This is a genomic window from Aerococcus sp. L_32 (genome assembly GCF_050689315.1).
This window is the reverse complement of sequence record NZ_JBOEQF010000714.1, coordinates 1-913: the sequence shown is the minus strand read 5'-3', so window position 1 is coordinate 913 and position 913 is coordinate 1. Positions and strand designations below refer to the sequence as shown.

General features: G+C 38.2%; 1 protein-coding gene and 1 pseudogene. Both read left to right on the top strand.

The genetic code is table 11. The annotated features are described in order from the left end of the window. A partial coding sequence (locus tag ACRCJ0_RS15925; protein ID WP_431391150.1) for a type I pantothenate kinase occupies positions 1-534 on the top strand: 534 nt, incomplete at its 5' end. 14 nt (positions 535-548) lie between these two features. Then, positions 549-913 (top strand): annotated as a pseudogene (locus ACRCJ0_RS15920) (AI-2E family transporter); the annotation flags it as partial.

Genomic DNA, 913 nt, shown 5'->3' with positions numbered 1-913 from the left:
CTTGAAGAAAAAGGGTTAATGGACCGGAAAGGGTTCCCAGAATCTTATAATATGGAGGCCTTGGAAACTTTCTTAACAGATGTGAAAAGCAATAAAAGTGAAATCTATTATCCAAAGTATTCCCACTCCGTTTATGATATTGTAGAGGACGAGGAGAATGTATTGCGTAACCCTCAAATTCTAATTGTTGAAGGGATTAATGTCCTACAAACATCAGAGAATAATACGGTTTATATGAGTGACTTCTGGGATCTGTCCGTCTACGTCGATGCAGATGAAAAGCAGATCGAGGAATGGTTCTACCAACGATTCAACCTCTTAGTTGACCATGCCGTTGATCACCCGGATGACTTCTACTATCAATTTACCCAAGTGCCCCATGAAAAGGCCATGGAGAGAGCAGAGCATACTTGGAATAATATCAACCTGATTAACTTGCAGGAGTATATCTTACCAACACGCAATAGAGCCAATATTGTCATACATAAAGAAAAAGACCACTATATCAATGAGTTGTGGATCAAGAAATATTAGAAAGAAGGCGGATAGTGAAGAAGAAGTTTACTTGGCGAAGAATCGTCAGTTTGTTATTTGTAGTGATTGTCGGTTATTGGGCAATCAATAATTTCGGGTCAATCAAAGGGATATTTGATTCAATTATTGCTGTCACATTACCATTCATACTAGGTGCAGCTTTGGCCTTTATCCTGAATTTACCTTTGAAATTTTTTGAAAGGCATATGACTAAGCTAGTTGGGAAATATTACACTTGGTACAGGATCGTGGGGATTTTATTTGGTTACCTGATCATCGCTGGGGTGATTGCCTTTATTATCTTCCTAGTAGTACCGGATTTACAGGAAACATTAGGATCATTTATTAGCCAAGTACCATCGGAAATCAATTTGCTCTA